The organism is Vibrio sp. LQ2, from assembly GCF_023920125.1.
Lineage (GTDB): Bacteria > Pseudomonadota > Gammaproteobacteria > Enterobacterales > Vibrionaceae > Vibrio > Vibrio fluvialis.
The window spans coordinates 4390371-4408310 of sequence record NZ_CP085308.1 but is presented as its reverse complement, the minus strand read 5'-3'; the positions used below and the strand labels follow the sequence as shown (position 1 = coordinate 4408310).

16 protein-coding genes are annotated in these 17940 nt (G+C 51.0%); 5 read left to right on the top strand and 11 right to left on the bottom strand.

Annotation, left to right across the window (positions count from 1 at the left end; genetic code table 11):
• Positions 1-217: 217 nt before the first annotated feature.
• The 9 genes from mioC to LGV68_RS20515 all read right to left on the bottom strand — a co-directional run bounded on the left by mioC (position 218) and on the right by LGV68_RS20515 (position 7244).
• Positions 218-652 (bottom strand): FMN-binding protein MioC, encoded by a 435-nt coding sequence (mioC, locus tag LGV68_RS20555; RefSeq protein WP_024373982.1) that lies wholly within the window; start codon positions 650-652, stop codon positions 218-220.
• A gap of 299 nt (positions 653-951) precedes the next feature.
• Positions 952-2313: a tRNA uridine-5-carboxymethylaminomethyl(34) synthesis GTPase MnmE gene (mnmE, locus tag LGV68_RS20550; protein ID WP_100268764.1), complete on the bottom strand. Its 1362-nt coding sequence runs from the start codon at positions 2311-2313 to the stop codon at positions 952-954.
• Positions 2314-2407: 94 nt separating this feature from the next.
• Positions 2408-4030, bottom strand: coding sequence for a membrane protein insertase YidC (gene yidC / locus LGV68_RS20545; RefSeq protein WP_020430377.1), 1623 nt, complete (start codon positions 4028-4030; stop codon positions 2408-2410).
• A gap of 2 nt (positions 4031-4032) precedes the next feature.
• A complete protein-coding gene (gene yidD, locus LGV68_RS20540) occupies positions 4033-4290 on the bottom strand; it encodes a membrane protein insertion efficiency factor YidD (RefSeq protein WP_075989131.1) in 258 nt (85 codons plus the stop codon).
• A complete protein-coding gene (gene rnpA, locus LGV68_RS20535) occupies positions 4257-4580 on the bottom strand; it encodes a ribonuclease P protein component (RefSeq protein WP_020430379.1) in 324 nt (107 codons plus the stop codon). Before rnpA ends, yidD begins: the two co-directional genes overlap by 34 nt.
• Positions 4581-4626: 46 nt before the next feature.
• A complete protein-coding gene (gene rpmH, locus LGV68_RS20530) occupies positions 4627-4764 on the bottom strand; it encodes a 50S ribosomal protein L34 (RefSeq protein ID WP_004728723.1) in 138 nt (45 codons plus the stop codon).
• Positions 4765-5018: 254 nt separating this feature from the next.
• Entirely contained in the window at positions 5019-5756 is a 738-nt protein-coding gene (locus LGV68_RS20525) for an amino acid ABC transporter ATP-binding protein (RefSeq protein WP_252535987.1), read from the bottom strand.
• Positions 5753-6424: an amino acid ABC transporter permease gene (locus LGV68_RS20520; RefSeq protein ID WP_024373985.1), complete on the bottom strand. Its 672-nt coding sequence runs from the start codon at positions 6422-6424 to the stop codon at positions 5753-5755. The genes LGV68_RS20525 and LGV68_RS20520 overlap by 4 nt, the downstream gene beginning before the upstream one ends.
• Before the next feature lie 73 nt (positions 6425-6497).
• Positions 6498-7244: an amino acid ABC transporter substrate-binding protein gene (locus tag LGV68_RS20515; protein WP_100268763.1), complete on the bottom strand. Its 747-nt coding sequence runs from the start codon at positions 7242-7244 to the stop codon at positions 6498-6500.
• Between the two features lie 309 nt (positions 7245-7553).
• Here LGV68_RS20515 and dnaA point away from each other — a divergent pair, with 309 nt between their 5' ends.
• From dnaA to LGV68_RS20490, 5 genes are all read left to right on the top strand, one after another.
• Positions 7554-8960, top strand: a complete 1407-nt coding sequence (gene dnaA / locus LGV68_RS20510) for a chromosomal replication initiator protein DnaA (RefSeq protein WP_020430386.1) — start codon at positions 7554-7556, stop codon at positions 8958-8960.
• 63 nt (positions 8961-9023) lie between these two features.
• Positions 9024-10124, top strand: a complete 1101-nt coding sequence (gene dnaN, locus LGV68_RS20505) for a DNA polymerase III subunit beta (protein WP_020430388.1) — start codon at positions 9024-9026, stop codon at positions 10122-10124.
• A 17-nt stretch (positions 10125-10141) separates the two neighbouring features.
• Positions 10142-11221, top strand: a complete 1080-nt coding sequence (gene recF, locus LGV68_RS20500; protein ID WP_020430389.1) for a DNA replication/repair protein RecF — start codon at positions 10142-10144, stop codon at positions 11219-11221.
• Positions 11222-11239: 18 nt separating this feature from the next.
• Complete coding sequence (gene gyrB, locus LGV68_RS20495; RefSeq protein ID WP_020430391.1) at positions 11240-13657, top strand: DNA topoisomerase (ATP-hydrolyzing) subunit B; 2418 nt, start codon at positions 11240-11242, stop codon at positions 13655-13657.
• 288 nt (positions 13658-13945) lie between these two features.
• Positions 13946-14383 carry an Hsp20 family protein gene (locus tag LGV68_RS20490; RefSeq protein ID WP_020430395.1) on the top strand — a complete coding sequence of 146 codons (438 nt, stop codon included), beginning with the start codon at positions 13946-13948 and terminating at the stop codon, positions 14381-14383.
• A 40-nt stretch (positions 14384-14423) separates the two neighbouring features.
• Here the strand turns inward: LGV68_RS20490 and LGV68_RS20485 are convergent, their stop codons facing one another.
• Positions 14424-15674 (bottom strand): valine--pyruvate transaminase, encoded by a 1251-nt coding sequence (locus tag LGV68_RS20485; protein WP_222756884.1) that lies wholly within the window; start codon positions 15672-15674, stop codon positions 14424-14426.
• Between the two features lie 186 nt (positions 15675-15860).
• Positions 15861-17927 carry a glycine--tRNA ligase subunit beta gene (gene glyS, locus LGV68_RS20480; protein ID WP_047461808.1) on the bottom strand — a complete coding sequence of 689 codons (2067 nt, stop codon included), beginning with the start codon at positions 17925-17927 and terminating at the stop codon, positions 15861-15863.
• Between the last annotated feature and the right edge of the window lie 13 nt (positions 17928-17940).

Below are 17940 nucleotides of genomic sequence, written 5' to 3'. Positions count from 1 at the left end.
ATAGCCACTTATGCACAGGGGTAGATTTGGATCTAAGTTGTTATTTGGATAACTATAGGTTGATCACCGGATAAATGCAGAGTTATACACAGATGTTTGGGTTAAAAAAAACACCAATCTGTTGACGCATCAATGCTGAATATTATTCACAGCGGTTTGGCTGGTGGCTTTGCTGAATGAAAAAAGCGACCTTTGGCCGCTTCGGGGAAGTGTTTAGTCAGAACTTTTCGATGATCTCATTGAGCCATATTTCCGCGGCATCTTCCGGTACCGGATGTTCTTGGACGTCAATCGTCAAACAGTCTGCCAGTGGCGTGGCACCGATGTCTTCTAGTAAATCAAAGGCGTGCTGACCTGCTGCGCAGAAAGTGTCATAGCTTGAGTCACCAATCGCCACCACGGCAAACTTCAGCTCGCGAGTGTTGGGTGGTGTGGTTTGCAGGGCCTGAATAAATGGCTGGATATTATCCGGATACTCACCGGCACCATGAGTTGAAGTAATGATCAACCAGGTACCCTGAGCCGGAATGTCGGCCAATAACGGCTGATTGTGAATCGTGGTCTCTTTACCCTGCGCCTGCAGCAAATCGCTGAGGTGATCTCCGACGTATTCCGCGCCGCCTAAGGTACTGCCTGTGATGATATGAATCATATAAACCCCGGTGAATTTCGTGTGAAACGAAAGAAGTGAATAATCGACTTGGGGTAGAAGAATACAGGGGTAAGTTGTGGATAGTAAAGCCTGAGATCGTGCGAGTGGCTGATTTAATAAGGATCCTGTCTGTGCACAAGCTCATCCACAATGTGGATCGCCGTTGTTTGATCGTATGAGCGGTTTAGAGTATGTGTCGTCAATCTTTGTCGGGGAGCATAAACCAAGGAAAGGCATGGTGGGCGAGGGGAGTAGAGAGGAAAACGGGCTAAGAGCCGAATGACTCTTAGCCGCGAAGTTTATTTACCGATACAGAATGACGAGAAAATACGACCAAGCAGGTCATCTGAGCTGAACTCACCGGTGATTTCATTCAGGTGTTGCTGCGCCAGACGCAGTTCTTCTGCCAGAATCTCTCCCGCCATATAGCCTTCCAGCTGTTGCTGGCCGATATCCAGGTGCTCAGCGGCACGCTCCAGCGCATCCAGATGACGACGGCGAGCCATAAAGCCACCTTCCTGATTGCCGGCAAAGCCCATGCACTCTTTCAGGTGTGAACGCAGCGCATCGACACCTTCACCAGTCTTCGCTGACAAGCGGATCAGGGTCGGTTGATTGACATGGCAGATCCCTAATGTTTCGCCGGTTTGATCGACTTTGTTGCGGATCACCGTCATACCCATGCTGTCTGGCAGGCGATCGACAAAATCTGGCCAGATGTCTTGGGGATCGGTGGCATCGGTCGTGGTGCCATCGACCATAAACAGTACGCGATCGGCTTGGGCAATCTCTTCCCAGGCGCGCTCGATACCAATTTTTTCCACTTCATCCGACGCATCACGCAAACCAGCGGTGTCGATAATGTGCAATGGCATGCCGTCGATGTGAATATGTTCACGTAAGACATCGCGCGTGGTGCCGGCGATATCCGTCACAATCGCGGACTCTTTGCCAGACAGCGCATTCAGCAGACTAGACTTGCCAGCGTTAGGACGACCCGCAATGACCACTTTCATCCCTTCACGCATGATGGCGCCCTGATTAGCTTCCTGGCGCACCGCGTTGAGATTATCAATGATGGCCTGCAAGTCAGCAGACACTTTGCCATCGGCGAGAAAATCAATTTCTTCTTCCGGAAAATCAATCGCCGCTTCGACGTAGATGCGCAGGTGAATCAGTGACTCCACCAGCGTATGAATGCGTTTGGAAAACTGGCCCTGCAGCGATTTGAGTGCCGATTTGGCCGCTTCTTCTGAACTGGCATCAATCAGGTCGGCAATCGCTTCTGCCTGAGTCAGGTCCATCTTATCGTTGAGGAACGCGCGCTCAGAAAATTCCCCGGGGCGTGCCGGACGTACACCCGTAATCGTCAGAATACGCTTGATGAGCATGTCCATGACGACAGGGCCGCCGTGACCTTGCAGCTCGAGTACATCTTCACCGGTAAATGAGTTGGGATTCGGGAAGAAGAGGGCGATACCCTGATCCAGTTCCACGCCAGACTCGTCTTTGAAAGGCAGGTATTCTGCGTAACGTGGTTTGAGTGTACGGCCTGTTACCGCCAGAGCTACCTCTGCGGCTTTCGGACCAGAAACACGAATAATGCCGACGCCGCCGCGGCCCGGAGCCGTGGCCTGCGCGACGATAGTATCGGTAGTCATAACCTTTACCTGTATAAAATCGAATTAGCGTCATTGTAATCAGCAAGCAACAAAAAGGCGACCTTTTGGCCGCCTTTGCTGATTCGCTTAATGCTTACTTGGTGTGTAAGCCTTTCTTCTCCAGCCCTTTGTAAATCAAAGTCTGCTGAATCAGAGTCACGATGTTCGATACCAACCAGTACAGAACCAGACCTGACGGGAAGAACAGGAAGAAGAAGGTGAACATAACCGGCATAAAGGTCATGATCTTCTGCTGCATTGGATCCGTCACGGTGGTTGGGCTCATCTTCTGGATGAAGAACATACTTGCACCCATCAGCAGTGGCAGGATGTAGTACGGGTCTTGTGCAGACAAGTCGTGAATCCAGCCAAAGAATGGTGAGTGACGCAGTTCGACCGATTCCATCAGTGCCCAGTACAGAGAAATGAAGATAGGCATCTGCAGGAAGATTGGTAAACAGCCGCCCAGCGGGTTCACTTTCTCTTTCTTGTACAGTTCCATCATTTCCTGGCTCATGCGCTGACGGTCATCGCCGATGCGCTCACGCATAGCTTGCAGTTTTGGTTGCAGCATGCGCATTTTCGCCATTGAGGTGTACTGTGCTTTGGTCAGCGGGTACATCGCACCACGTACGATGAAGGTCAGACAGATGATTGCCACACCCCAGTTGCCAACGAATGTCTGAATCACAGACAGCAGCCAGTGCAGTGGTTTCGCGATGAACCATAGCCAACCGTAGTCAACCACGAGGTCAAGGTTTGGCGCGGTAGCGGCCATTTGATCTTGCAGTTTAGGACCTACCCACAGGGTGGCTTTGAAATCCGCTTGCTGGCCATCGGCGATGGTTTTGTTTGGCATACGTACGCCAATATCACCCAGGTTGCCGATCACGCGCGAGTACAGGTTGGTACCTGGTTCATTGCGTGGAATCCAAGCTGAAGCAAAGTAGTGTTGAATCATTGCCGCCCAACCCTGACCGTTTGGCAGGTTCATCGCTAGGTTGCGATCCTGCATATCGTCAAAGCTGTATTTTTTGTAACGGGTATCTTCAGTTGAGTAAGCACCGCCACGGTAAGTTGGCATTGCCAGGCTACCGCCTGAATCCAGCAGGTTTTGACGCAGGTGCGCGTACATGCCCAGAGTGGCATTGTTACCTGAATGGTTGACCACGTTGTATTCAACGTCGATAGCGTAATCACCACGCTTCAGCACGAAAGTTTTGGTGTATTCGATGCCGTTGGCCTGGTAAGTCATCGGAATGCGCAGTTCATCCTGACCATCAGCCAGAGTGAAGCTATCCGCGTCAACCGTGTAAGTCGGGCGGTCGCTGCTGCTCAGATCGATACCTTGTGGACCGATCAGGCCGCTTTGCGCGATGAATTGATGACCTTGAGTATTTTTCAGAAGGACGAATGGGTTTTCTGAGTCCAATTCTTCAGAGTATTGGTTCAGTTTTGCCGTGACGACATCGCCGCCAACTGTGTCAATTGACAGAGTCAGTACATCCGTGGTGACAGTAATCACTTTTGCCGCAGCACTGCTTTGCGATGGTACTGGATCGAACTCATCGGCTAAAGACGGTGCAGGAACGGCACTGCTGGTTTGAGCCTGCTCAACCGCTTGAGGTGCCGGATTCTTTGCTACTTGCCACTGTTGGAAAAGTAAAAAAGAAACCAGAGCCAAAGCGATTAACAGGATATTACGTTGAGAATCCATCGTTATTTATCTCTGTCGTGTTTTTGGACTGGTGGAACGGGGTCAAATCCCCCTTCGTTCAAAGGGTGGCATTTTAATAGACGTTTGCCGGATAACCAACACCCTTTTACAAATCCGTGAGCTCTCAACGCTTCTATCGCGTAAGTAGAGCAAGTGGGAGTAAATCGGCAACGCGGGCCGATCAGCGGACTAATAAACCACTGGTAGAGTCGGACTAAACCAATGGCTAGCCACGTGAAGGGCGAGAGAGGCGATGCCATAACTTGTCGAACAAAGTGAACATTTCTTCATTGCTCAAATCTTGGGCGCTTTTCTTCGCAATGACAACAAAATCTTTGTGTGCAAGTTTATGTTGATTGAGACGAAAGCTTTCGCGGGCCAAACGCTTAAAGCGGTTACGACCGACGGCTGTTTTGATTTGTTTCTTTGGAACCGCTAACCCTAAACGAGGATGAGAAAGGTTATTATCGCGTGCAATGATGGTGAAATGGGGGGAGCCTGCTCGATGAGCTTGCTGAAAGACATTTTGATAATGCTCGGGAGTTAACAAACGTAACTCCCGATTAAATGCGTACGTACTCAAAATAAGCTAGCGATTATTTTGACAGGCGCTTACGGCCTTTTGCACGACGTGCATTGATTACTTTACGACCGTTCGCAGTCGCCATGCGTGCACGGAAACCGTGAGTACGCTTGCGCTTTAGAACTGTAGGTTGAAAAGTGCGTTTAGACATGGTTATTACCTTTACTGATCAGTAGTTTTTAGGTTCATAAAACCCGGCGTGGGCAATACGTCTTCTCTTTATATAAAAGAAAGGACATTCCGACGCCTCTCAACAAAGAGGCGGAATTGTAATCACAGTCACAAAAGGTGTCAATGATTGGGTTTGCCAAAACCCCAGTGCGATGAACGAAAAACGGTCAATCGCGGGCTTCCTTCTTTCCGGTCGGCCGATTATACGGAGTCTCGATAAAATCTCAAGGATCCTTAGTCGATCCCAACCTGATTGAGGAATTTTCTTAAGCGCGGATCCTGTGGACGGTCAAAGATATCCTGTGGAGAACCTTGCTCAACAATATTCCCTTCTGCCATAAAGATCACGCGATCGGCGACCTCTTTGGCAAATTGCATTTCATGGGTCACCACCAGCATCGTCTGGTGCTGAGTGGCGAGTTTCTTCATTAAACCAAGTACTTCGCCTACCCATTCCGGGTCCAGCGCAGAGGTCGGCTCATCAAACAGCAGCAGTTCCGGTTGCAGCGCCATCGCGCGACCAATACCGACGCGTTGTTGCTGGCCGCCGGACAGTGCTGCCGGGTAGCTGTCGCCGCGATCGCCCAGACCGATATCTTCTAGGATCTGCTGCGCGCGGTTCAGTGCTTGATCTTTCTTCCAGCCGCGTACGGTCATCAGGCCTTCGGCAATGTTCTGACGTGCGGTCAGGTGGGCAAACAGCGCGTAGTTCTGAAATACAAACCCGGTTTTACGCCGCAGGGCCAGCACTTCGGATTTGGTGTGTTTTTGCGTATCCACGCTGACATCATCAATCGTGATGCTGCCCTGATCGGCCTGCTCAAGAAAGTTCACGCAGCGCAGCAGGGTGGATTTACCCGTGCCGCTCGAGCCGATAATCACAATGATTTCGCCCTGATTGATCGTAATATCGATGCCTTTCAGCACTTCGGCGTTACCGAAACGTTTATGAATATTGGATAACGTGATCATCGTACATACGCCTTATTCAGTTTGTTCTCAGCCCAGATTTGCACGCGGGTCAGTACAACCACCACTGCCCAGTAAATCAGTGCCACTGCCAGGAAGGCTTCAAAGAAGCGAAAGCTGGAGGACGCTTCCATCTGCGCTTTGGCCATGATTTCCGCCACGCCGAAGGTAAACGCCAGCGAAGTCGATTTGATCATGTCGATGAAGTAGTTCATCAGGGACGGCAGCGCGACGCGGCTGGCTTGCGGCAAAATAATGCGGCGCATCGCCTGGCCAGTGGTCATACCGACTGACAGACTCGCTTCCATTTGACTGCGGTCGATACCGATGATGGCTGCGCGAATGGTTTCAGCCATGTAAGCGGCGAAGTGCAGCGTCAAACCAATCACGGCTGCGCTGAACGCATCAATACCGATTAATAGTGGGAAAATCTGTGGCAGGCCGTAGTACAACAGGAACATTTGTACCAGCAGCGGAGTGCCACGAAAGAAGCTGATGTACAACTGGCTCAGAGCGTTTAATACCGGCACCTTAAAGACGCGGATATTGGCCAGCAGCACGGACAGAATCAGTGCGAAGAACATGCCCCACACTGCCATTTCCATGGTGGTGCCCAGATACTTGAGCAGTATCGGCATCAGCCCCAGCATGTATTGAAAATCAAACCCCATTTACATCCCCTTAAAGACAACAAAAGGCGGAATCCTGCGATTCCACCTTATTTATTCGGTTTGCTGGTCTAAGTTATTTCGTAATATCCGTACCGAACCATTTTTCAGAAATCTGGCTCAGTGTACCGTCTGCACGCATTGCAGCAAGTGCTTGGTTTACTTCAGACTGCAATTTATGGCCTTTATCGTTGTTCAGGAATGGCCACGCGTTTTCGATGGTTTCGAATGGAGAACCAGCCAGTTGCAATGGCAGACCCGTTTTGTCGATCACTTCCAGTACCGACAGACGGTCCATGACGAATGCATCGATTCGGCCCAACGCCACGTCGCGCTCAAAACCGGTATCGTAGGTTTTGATGTCGATTTTGCCGTCTTTATCGTAGGCACGCAGCAGTTGTTCGAAGTTTGAACCCAGGTTAACCGCCACGGTTTTACCGGCCAAGTCTTCAATGCCTTGGATGCTGTCGTTGCCTTTACGTACCGCGATTTGCGCGCCATCAATCACGTAAGGTGCTGAGAACAGGTATTTCGCCTGGCGCTCTTTAGTGATTGTGATCTGGTTGGAGATGGTGTCGATACGACCGGTTTCCAGCAGGCCAAACAGGCCAGAGAAATTAGAGGTTACATATTCCACGTGGTAATCGTTACGTTTACCGATCTCGTTCCACACATCCACTTCAAAACCTTGCAGTTGGTCCTGTTTAACAAACGTGAATGGGAAGTAGCGGCCAGACATACCCACTTTCACGTCGGTTGCCGCTTGTACAGTCGCTGCGGATAGGACCAGCGCAGCCACTGCTAATTTAATCCAGTTTTTCATCTTGTGACTCCTTATGATTATGGGACGTGATGTTACTGGTAAATAACTCAATAGAATAAATAACCAGTTGTTATTAATCATAACTGGACGATCGCCCGTTTTGGGGATAACTCCTGATGATCATAGAATATGTGGATCAATGTGTGAGTAAATTTAGGACGCTCTGTGTGGATCTTGCCAAATGATGAGAAAATATTGTGAATAACTTGGATCTTATTCACTGGATCGTCGATCAATCGCTGGCGATCTGAGTTATCAACAGGTAGAATTGCCAGTCTTTACCGATCATTGATTTAGAGTGAGGGAATCGTGTCATCTTCGCTTTGGTTGCAGTGTCTGCAACAGCTTCAAGAAGAGCTACCAGCCGCAGAATTCAGCATGTGGGTTCGTCCGCTACAGGCGGAGCTCAATGACAATACTCTCACTTTGTTTGCCCCGAACCGCTTTGTGCTCGATTGGGTGCGTGACAAGTACATCAACAACATCAATCGTCTGCTGCAAGAGTTTTGCGGGCATGATGTTCCGAGCCTGCGTTTTGAAGTCGGCAGCCGCCGGGTTGTGGCGCCAAAACCTGCGCCAACCCGCACCGCCGCTGATGTGGCCGCGGAATCTTCGGCGCCGGCGCAACTGGCACAACGCAAGCCGATTCACAAAACCTGGGACGACGACGCAGCCGCTGCGGCGGACATTGCACACCGTTCCAACGTGAACCCGAAACACAAATTCAATAACTTCGTCGAAGGTAAGTCGAACCAGCTTGGCCTCGCGGCCGCACGTCAGGTGTCTGATAATCCGGGCGCGGCGTACAACCCGTTGTTCCTTTATGGCGGTACGGGTCTGGGTAAAACTCACCTGCTGCACGCGGTCGGCAATGCCATCGTCGATAACAATCCGAACGCCAAAGTGGTCTACATGCACTCGGAACGTTTTGTGCAGGACATGGTAAAAGCGCTGCAAAACAACGCGATTGAAGAGTTCAAACGCTATTACCGTAGTGTGGACGCACTGCTGATCGATGACATTCAGTTCTTTGCTAACAAAGAGCGTTCGCAGGAAGAATTTTTCCATACCTTCAACGCGCTGTTGGAAGGTAACCAGCAAATCATTCTGACATCCGACCGTTATCCGAAAGAGATCAACGGGGTGGAAGATCGCCTCAAATCCCGTTTTGGCTGGGGTCTGACCGTCGCTATTGAGCCGCCAGAGCTGGAAACCCGCGTCGCGATCCTGATGAAAAAAGCGGAAGATCACCAGATTCATCTGCCGGATGAAGTAGCGTTCTTTATTGCGAAACGTCTGCGTTCGAACGTGCGTGAACTGGAAGGGGCGCTGAACCGCGTGATTGCCAACGCCAACTTTACCGGTCGCCCGATCACCATCGATTTCGTGCGTGAAGCGCTGCGCGATCTGCTGGCGCTGCAAGAGAAGCTGGTCACCATCGACAACATTCAAAAGACCGTTGCCGAGTACTACAAGATCAAAGTCGCGGATCTGCTGTCCAAACGTCGTTCACGTTCGGTGGCACGCCCACGCCAACTGGCGATGGCGCTGTCCAAAGAGCTCACTAACCACAGTTTGCCGGAAATCGGCGATGCGTTTGGGGGCCGTGACCACACGACCGTGCTGCACGCCTGTCGTAAGATTGAGCAACTGCGTGAAGAAAGCCACGATATTAAAGAAGACTATTCGAACCTGATTCGTACCCTTTCTTCTTAAAATCGCGCTATGCTTAGCGCTGATTTTTCACGTCGTTTATCCAATATCGTTTAAGAGCACACTATGAAATTTACGATTGAACGTAGTCACTTCATTAAACCACTGCAACAAGTCTCCGGTACGTTAGGCGGACGAGCAACGTTGCCGATTTTGGGTAACCTGCTGCTGAAAGTAGAAGACAATCAGCTTTCCATGACTGCGACCGATCTGGAAGTCGAACTGGTGAGCCGAGTGACGCTGGAAGGCGATTTCGAAGCGGGCAGCACCACCGTGCCTGCGCGTAAATTCCTCGATATCTGCCGTGGCCTGCCGGATGCGGCGGTGATCACTGTGGTGTTGGAAGGCGATCGCGTGCAAGTGCGCTCAGGTCGCAGCCGTTTCTCTCTGGCGACATTACCGGCCAGCGATTTTCCGAACATTGAAGATTGGCAAAGCGAAGTGGAACTGTCGCTGACTCAAGGCGAACTACGTGGTCTGGTCGAGAAAACGCAGTTTTCGATGGCGAACCAGGATGTGCGTTACTACCTCAATGGTATGCTGTTTGAAATTGACGGCAGCACGCTGCGCAGTGTGGCGACCGATGGTCACCGTATGGCGGTGTCGCAAGCCGAGTTGGGTGCTGATTTCGCCAACAAGCAAATTATTGTGCCACGCAAAGGTGTACTCGAGTTGGTAAAACTGCTGGATGCACCGGAGCAGCCTGTGGTTCTGCAAATCGGCAGTTCTAACCTGCGTGCTGAAGTGAACAACTTTGTCTTTACGTCCAAGCTGGTTGATGGCCGTTTCCCGGATTATCGCCGCGTATTGCCGCAAAATACCAACAAAACGCTGCAAGCAGGTTGTGACGAACTGCGTCAGGCGTTTTCACGTGCCGCGATTCTGTCAAACGAGAAATTCCGTGGCGTACGCGTCAATCTGGATGGCGGCGAAATGCGCATTACCGCCAACAACCCAGAGCAGGAAGAAGCGGAAGAGATGCTCGACGTCAATTTTGATGGCGAGGCGATCGAAATCGGTTTTAATGTCAGCTACGTGCTGGATGTGCTCAATACACTGCGCTGTGAGAATGTGCGCGTGTCGATGTCCGATGCAAACGCCAGTGCGCTGATTGAAAATGTCGACGATGACAGCGCCATGTACGTGGTGATGCCAATCCGTCTGTAACGGATGATTATCGCGCAATGCCGCTTACCCGACTGATTGTTCAGCAATTTCGCAACATTAAAGCCTGTGATATTCAATTGTCATCAGGCTTTAACTTTCTTATTGGCCCCAATGGCAGTGGCAAAACCAGCGTGCTGGAAGCCATCTATCTGCTTGGTCATGGCCGCTCTTTCAAAAGTGCTCTGACCGGGCGCGTAATTCAGAACGAGTGTCCGGAACTCTTTGTTCACGGTCGTTTTTTGACCTCGGATCAATTTGAGCTACCGATTGGCATTAATAAGCAGCGCGACGGCTCAACAGAGGTTAAAATAGGCGGTCAGTCCGGACAAAAGTTGGCGCAATTGGCTCAGGTTCTGCCATTGCAACTGATTCACCCGGAAGGGTTTGAATTGCTCACGGACGGACCGAAACAGCGCCGCGCGTTTATCGACTGGGGCGTGTTTCACACCGAAGCGGCATTCTTTGATGCCTGGGGTCGGTTCAAACGGCTCAACAAACAGCGTAATGCGCTGCTCAAGACCGCGAGCAGCTATCGCGAGCTCAGCTATTGGGATCAGGAACTGGCCAGACTGGCGGAAAATATCGACCAGTGGCGCAGTGCGTATGTTGAGCAGATGAAAAGTGTGGCAGAGGAGTTGTGTCGCACATTTTTGCCAGAATTCGAGATTACATTGAAGTATTATCGGGGCTGGGAAAAAGAGACGCCGTATCATGAGATACTGCAAAAAAACTTCGAGCGTGATCAATTGCTTGGATACACGTTCAGCGGTCCTAACAAAGCAGATTTAAAGATTAAAGTGAACGGAACGCCAGTGGAAGATGTTCTGTCACGAGGCCAGCTCAAATTGATGGTTTGCGCCCTGCGTGTCGCGCAAGGGCAGCATTTGACCGAGCTGACCGGGAAGCAATGTATCTATCTTATCGATGATTTTGCTTCCGAACTCGATAGCCAGCGTCGCAAGCGTCTAGCCGATTGCTTGAAAGCGACGGGGGCTCAAGTTTTTGTAAGTTCTATTACTGAAAGCCAGGTTGCCGACATGATCGAGCCTAACAGCAAGATGTTTCATGTGGAACATGGCACAATAGGGCAAGGATAAATAGTGAGAGAGTAACTCATGTCGAATAATTACGATTCATCGAGTATTAAAGTACTGAAGGGTCTAGACGCGGTACGTAAGCGTCCGGGTATGTACATCGGCGACACTGATGATGGCACCGGTCTGCACCACATGGTTTTTGAGGTGGTGGATAACTCGATTGATGAAGCGTTAGCGGGTTACTGTAAAGACATCATCGTGACCATTCACGAAGATAACTCGGTATCGGTCAGCGATGACGGTCGTGGTATTCCGACCGAGCTCCACCCTGAAGAAAAAGTCTCTGCGGCAGAAGTTATCATGACGGTTCTGCACGCTGGTGGTAAGTTTGATGACAACTCCTACAAAGTTTCCGGTGGTCTGCACGGGGTAGGTGTGTCAGTGGTGAACGCGCTGTCGGAAAAAGTGGTACTGACCATTCACCGCGGTGGCAAAGTTCACACCCAAACCTACCGTCACGGCGTTCCTGAAGCGCCGCTGGCTGTGATCGGCGAGACTGACCGCAGCGGTACCATGGTGCGTTTCTGGCCAAGCGCTGAAACCTTCACCAACATCGAATTCCATTACGAAATTCTGGCAAAACGCCTGCGTGAGCTGTCGTTTTTGAACTCTGGCGTTTCCATCAAGCTGGTGGATGAGCGCGAAGAAGACAAACAAGACCACTTTATGTACGAAGGTGGTATTCAGGCATTCGTGACCCACCTCAACCGCAACAAAACACCAATCCACGAAAAAGTGTTCCACTTTAACTCTGAACGTGAAGACGGCATCAGCGTAGAAGTGGCAATGCAGTGGAACGATGGTTTCCAGGAAAACATCTATTGCTTTACCAACAACATCCCACAGCGTGATGGTGGTACTCACTTAGCTGGTTTCCGTGGTGCGTTGACCCGTACTTTGAACAACTACATGGACAAAGAAGGCTTCTCGAAGAAAGCCCAAGCGGCAACATCAGGTGATGATGCGCGTGAAGGCTTAACGGCTGTGGTGTCGGTGAAAGTGCCAGATCCTAAATTCTCGAGCCAAACCAAAGATAAGCTGGTTTCTTCGGAAGTGAAATCCGCGGTTGAGTCAGCCATGAATGAGAAGCTGGCGGATTTCCTGGCGGAAAACCCAAGCGAAGCGAAAAACGTTTGTTCGAAGATTATTGATGCGGCGCGCGCGCGTGAAGCAGCGCGTAAAGCACGTGAAATGACGCGTCGCAAAGGCGCACTGGATCTGGCTGGTCTGCCAGGCAAACTAGCGGACTGTCAGGAAAAAGATCCAGCGCTGTCTGAACTCTACATAGTGGAGGGTGACTCAGCGGGCGGTTCTGCAAAACAAGGTCGTAACCGTAAGAATCAGGCGATTCTGCCGCTGAAAGGTAAAATCCTTAACGTAGAGAAAGCGCGTTTTGACAAGATGCTGTCTTCGCAAGAGGTGGCCACGCTGATCACCGCACTGGGCTGCGGTATCGGCCGTGACGAGTACAACCCGGATAAACTGCGTTACCACAACATCATCATCATGACCGATGCGGACGTCGATGGTTCGCACATTCGTACGCTGCTGCTGACGTTCTTCTACCGTCAAATGCCGGAGCTGATCGAGCGTGGTTACATTTACATTGCTCAGCCACCACTGTACAAAGTGAAGAAAGGCAAACAAGAGCAGTACATCAAAGATGAAGATGCGATGAACCAGTACCAGATTTCTCTGGCGCTGGATAACGCTGAGCTGCACGTGAACCCGGATGCGCCTGCACTGGCGGGTGAGCCTCTGGAGAAACTGGTACAGCAGTACAATGCCGCCATCAAACTGATTGAACGTATGAGCCGCCGCTACCCGCACTCGCTGGTACACGAATTCATCTACATGCCTCGTCTGACTGCTGAACAGTGTCAGGATCAGGCTGCAGTGGAAGCGTGGAGCCAACAGCTGATTGAACAGCTGAACGCGAAAGAAGTGGGCGCGAGTCAGTACAACTGCGTGGTTGAGCACAACGCCGAACAGAACGTTTACTCGCCAAAAGTGAAGGTACGTACGCACGGTGTGACTCACGATTACCTGCTGAGCGTGGATCTGCTGAACTCACGAGAGTACGGCAAACTGGCTGAGCTGTCAGAAGCGTTGCACGGTCTGATTGAAGAGGGTGCGTACATTCAACGTGGTGAGCGTACACAACCTGTGACCAGCTTTGCTGCTGCACTGGACTGGTTGATCAAAGAGTCACGTCGTGGCCTGTCTGTACAGCGATACAAAGGTCTGGGTGAGATGAACCCGGATCAGCTGTGGGAAACCACCATGGACCCGGAAACTCGTCGTATGATGCAAGTGACCATCGATGATGCTGTGGGTGCCGATGAGCTGTTTACCACACTGATGGGTGACCAGGTTGAACCGCGTCGTGCGTTTATCGAAAACAACGCACTGAAAGTGGCGAACCTGGACGTATAAGTCCGCTCCCTCTCTGATATACAAACGGCGCACTTTGGTGCGCCGTTTTTCTTTACTGCAGATGCCAAAGCTCGCTGTACAGCACCTTACCCACCACCGATTTCGGCCTTTGCCATCGGTGCTGCAAAAAATTTTCTTTATGCGCCTTGAAAGCGTAAATGATGACCATATATCTATTAGTGAAGCAGGAAATGCTGCGGTAAGCGGGTTTCCAGAGATTCGTCCTAAGGGAGAGTCGGCTTCATCTGTTGATCATCAATAATATTGCTTCATAGAAGGATAGCGATTATGAGAACTGTAGATTTCACACCTTTATACCGTAACGCGATTGGTTTTGACCGTCTGCTGAACATGATGGAAGCCAGCGCCGCGAAAAATGCTCAGGGCGGTTACCCTCCATACAACATCGAACAACAAGAAGAGAACAAATACCGTATTACCATGGCGGTAGCTGGATTCGCGGAGGAAGAGCTGGACATTACTCAGCAAGAAAATACGCTGATTGTCCGTGGTGAACGTCAGCCGGAAGAGAACAAAAACTACATCTACCAGGGCATTGCGGAACGCGATTTTGAACGTAAGTTCCAACTGGCAGATTACGTGAAAGTGATTGGTGCAGTGATGGAAAAAGGTTTGCTGCACATCGACTTAGAACGTGAAATTCCGCAGGCGATGCAGCCACGTAAAATTGCCATCAACGGCAAGAATTTACTTGAGAATCAATAATGAAAAAGCCCGCTTCGGCGGGCTTTTTTGTGTGCGGAGATTAACCTTCCAAATATGCTTTCTGCACTTCTGCAGCGATGATGGCAATGCCTTGCTGCATCGCGTCATCGCTCTGCACGTAGTTCATACGTAAGCATTGATGGGCATGCGCCCAGTCCTCTTTCTGGCCAATAAAGAAATACTCACCCGGCACGATCAGTACGCCACGTGCTTTGAGGCGGCGGTACAGTTCCATGGTGGTGATTGGCAGCTCATCAAACCACAGCCACAAGAAAATAGCGCCTTCTGGTTTATGAATGCGAAAACGCGGGTCGTTGATAGCCTGTTGCAACAATTCCACCGCACGTTGCGATTTCTGGCGGTAGAACGGTTTGATCACCTCCTGGCTTAGACGCAGCAGATCACCTTTTTCAATGATGCGGTGCGCCAACGCTGGGCCGACACTGCCCGGGGCGAGGCTGATGATACCATTCATATTGGTCAGCGCCTGAGTGATGGCTTCGCTGGCAATCACAATCCCGCAGCGCACGCCTGGCAGGCCCAATTTGGACAGACTCATGCACAAAATGGTGTTGTCGTTCCAGAACGGTTCCACATCTTCAAAAATGATGTTGGGAAACGGCACGCCGTAAGCGTTGTCGATGATGAGCGGAATGTTGTTGTCGCGCGCCAGTTTGTCTAGCTTATGTACCTCTTCTTCCGTCAGTACGTTGCCGGTCGGGTTGGTCGGGCGGGATGCACAAATGGCGGCCACGGACTCATCGACTTTAAGCTGCTCAAAGTCAACGTGATATTTGAACAGGCCATTGTCGAGCAGTTCGATTTCCGGATGGTAGGAGACAAAGATATCCTCGTCGATGCCCGCATCGCCATAGCCGATGTATTCCGGTGCCAATGGCAGCAGAATTTTCTTAAAGCTGCCGTCAGGCTGACGGCCGGCCAGCAAATTGAACAGATAAAAGAAACCGCTCTGGCTGCCATTGGTCAGGCTGATATTTTTTTCGCTGATGTCCCAGCCGTAGGTGTCGCGCAGCAGTGTGGCCAATGCTTTCACCAGCACATCTTTGCCCTGTGGGCCGTCGTAGTTGGTCATGGCGGCAATCAGAGAGCCGTCGGCGAGCATCTCTTCACTGGTGAGTTTGAAGTAATCGAGCATTTCCGGAATGGCGGCCGGGTTACCACCTCCGAGCATGATGGCACCCGGTGTGCGCAAACCATCATTCAAATCGTCCATTAACTGGGTAATACCGGAATACCGATTAAATTTCTCGCCAAAAGTTGAAAACTGCATTGTTCGACTGCCTAAAAGAGTTGTGTTTGTATATTGTCGTTTAGCGGGAGGAATCTCCGCCATTTAGAGTAGTTCTTGAACATACCGCAATGCTTTTGCGAGGCAAAGTACTATTTTGTCTTAGATCAAAAAACAAAGCCCAACTCCGAGGAGTTGGGCTTGAACAGTTTACTGCTTAATGAGCACTTATTTCTGCAGCAGCGAGATATCCGCGATTTGCAGGAACAGGTTACGCAGGTTATTCAGCAGCGTCAGACGGTTTTTCTTCAGCGCTTCATCATCGGCCATGACCATCACGTTGTCGAAGAATGCGTCAACAGGTTCACGCAGACCCGCCAGTTGGCTCAGTGCCTGCTGGTAGTTACCAGTGGCAAATGCTGGTTCCAGCGCTTCAGTCATCACTTCTACTGCTTCAGCCAGCGCTTTTTCCGCATCTTCTTGTAGCAGAGCCAAGTCAATCTCTTGCGCCAGTTCGCCGTCGAATTTCGCCAGGATGTTACCCACACGTTTGTTCGCCGCCGCCAGAGCTTCAGCGGCTTCCAGTGCACGGAAGTGCGATACCGCTTTCACGCGTTGGTCGAAGTCAGCTGGTTTGGTTGGGTGACGTGCCAGCACGGCCTGAATGATGTCCACGCTGAAGCCTTCGTCCTGATACCAGGCACGGAAACGGCCCAGCATGAATTCGATCACTTCCTGCTCAACGTTGTCGTTGCTCAGGCGATCGCCAAACAGCGATTTCGCTTTTGCGACCAAATCCACCAGATCCAGGTTGTAGCCGTATTCCACGATGATACGCAGTACGCCCAGAGACGCGCGGCGCAGAGCAAACGGGTCGCTGCCTTTTGGTGCCTGACCGATACCGAAGATACCTACGATGGTATCCAGCTTGTCGGCCATGGCCAGTGCAGATGAAACACCGTTGCTTGGCAGTTCATCGCCAGCAAAACGCGGCATGTATTGCTCGTTCAGTGCAACAGCTACTTCTTCCGCTTCACCGTCGTGGCGAGCATAGTGCATACCCATCACGCCTTGGGTGTCGGTAAATTCAAACACCATCGAGGTCATCAGGTCACACTTGGCCAGCAGACCTGCACGTTTGGATTGCTCCACATTCGCACCGATTTGCTCGGCAATGTAGCCAGCCAGTTCGGTAATGCGATCGGTTTTGTCTTTGATGGTGCCCAGTTCTTTCTGGAAAATCGCATTTTCCAGCTGTGGCAGACGGTCAACCAGCGGCTTCTTACGGTCCGTATTGAAGAAGAACTCCGCATCCGCCAGGCGGGGACGAACCACCTTCTCGTTACCTTCGATAACATGGCGAGGCTCTTTGGACTCGATGTTTGACACGAAGATAAAGTTTGGCAGCAGGTGCTTGTGGGCGTCGTAAACCGGGAAGTATTTCTGGTCACCTTTCATGGTGTATACCAGCGCTTCTGCCGGAACTTTGAGGAATTTCTCTTCAAATTTCGCCGTCAGGACAACCGGGAATTCCACCAGCGAGGTCACTTCTTCAACCAGATCGTCTTCCAGATCGGCGATACCGCCCAGTTCTGCCGCGGCTTTTTGTGCGCCGTCGATGATCATCGCTTTACGGGTTTCGTAATCAGCAATCACTTTACCGCGCTCCAGCAGAATCGCTGGATACTGCTCAGCCGAATCGATGGTGAATTCAGGTTCACCCATGAAACGGTGACCACGGATGATGCGGTCTGATTTCACGCCCAGAATTTCGCCTTCGATCAGTTCGTTGCCGAACAGAATCGTCAGGGTTTTTACCGGACGGATGAATTGAGTTTCTTTATCGCCCCAACGCATTGGCTTGGCGATTGGCAGGTTTGCCAGTGCTTTGGCGGCCATATCAACGACCACAGCAGACGTGTCCTGACCTTTTACCTGCTCTTTGAACAGTAGCCATTCACCTTTGTCGGTGACCAGGCGTTCTGCTTGCTCAACGGTAATACCGTTGCCGCGTGCCCAGCCTTGCGCTGCTTTGGTTGGGTTGCCGTCAGCATCGAATGCCACGCTAACCGCAGGACCACGTTTTTCAACCACTTTGTCTGGCTGACCTTCGGCCAGGTTAGCCACTTTCAGTGCCAGACGACGTGGGGTGGCGTACCAGGTTACGCCATCGTGTGCGATGTCTGCGCTTTGCAGTTCTGTTGCAAAGTTTGTTGCAAACGCTTCAGCCAGGGTACGAAGTTGTTTTGGAGGCAGTTCTTCCGTACCCAGCTCAATCAAAAATTCTTTTGCCATGTGACGTCTTCCC

Coding starts and splice junctions, on each gene's coding strand:
- rpmH (WP_004728723.1), bottom strand. CDS start 4,764: ATGTCTAAACGCACTTTTCAACCTACAGTTCTAAAGCGCAAGCGTACT.
- gyrB (WP_020430391.1), top strand. CDS start 11,240: ATGTCGAATAATTACGATTCATCGAGTATTAAAGTACTGAAGGGTCTA.
- LGV68_RS20520 (WP_024373985.1), bottom strand. CDS start 6,424: ATGGGGTTTGATTTTCAATACATGCTGGGGCTGATGCCGATACTGCTC.
- mioC (WP_024373982.1), bottom strand. CDS start 652: ATGATTCATATCATCACAGGCAGTACCTTAGGCGGCGCGGAATACGTC.
- LGV68_RS20515 (WP_100268763.1), bottom strand. CDS start 7,244: ATGAAAAACTGGATTAAATTAGCAGTGGCTGCGCTGGTCCTATCCGCA.
- recF (WP_020430389.1), top strand. CDS start 10,142: ATGCCGCTTACCCGACTGATTGTTCAGCAATTTCGCAACATTAAAGCC.
- mnmE (WP_100268764.1), bottom strand. CDS start 2,313: ATGACTACCGATACTATCGTCGCGCAGGCCACGGCTCCGGGCCGCGGC.
- LGV68_RS20485 (WP_222756884.1), bottom strand. CDS start 15,674: ATGCAGTTTTCAACTTTTGGCGAGAAATTTAATCGGTATTCCGGTATT.
- yidD (WP_075989131.1), bottom strand. CDS start 4,290: ATGGCATCGCCTCTCTCGCCCTTCACGTGGCTAGCCATTGGTTTAGTC.
- LGV68_RS20525 (WP_252535987.1), bottom strand. CDS start 5,756: ATGATCACGTTATCCAATATTCATAAACGTTTCGGTAACGCCGAAGTG.
- LGV68_RS20490 (WP_020430395.1), top strand. CDS start 13,946: ATGAGAACTGTAGATTTCACACCTTTATACCGTAACGCGATTGGTTTT.
- glyS (WP_047461808.1), bottom strand. CDS start 17,927: ATGGCAAAAGAATTTTTGATTGAGCTGGGTACGGAAGAACTGCCTCCA.
- dnaN (WP_020430388.1), top strand. CDS start 9,024: ATGAAATTTACGATTGAACGTAGTCACTTCATTAAACCACTGCAACAA.
- yidC (WP_020430377.1), bottom strand. CDS start 4,030: ATGGATTCTCAACGTAATATCCTGTTAATCGCTTTGGCTCTGGTTTCT.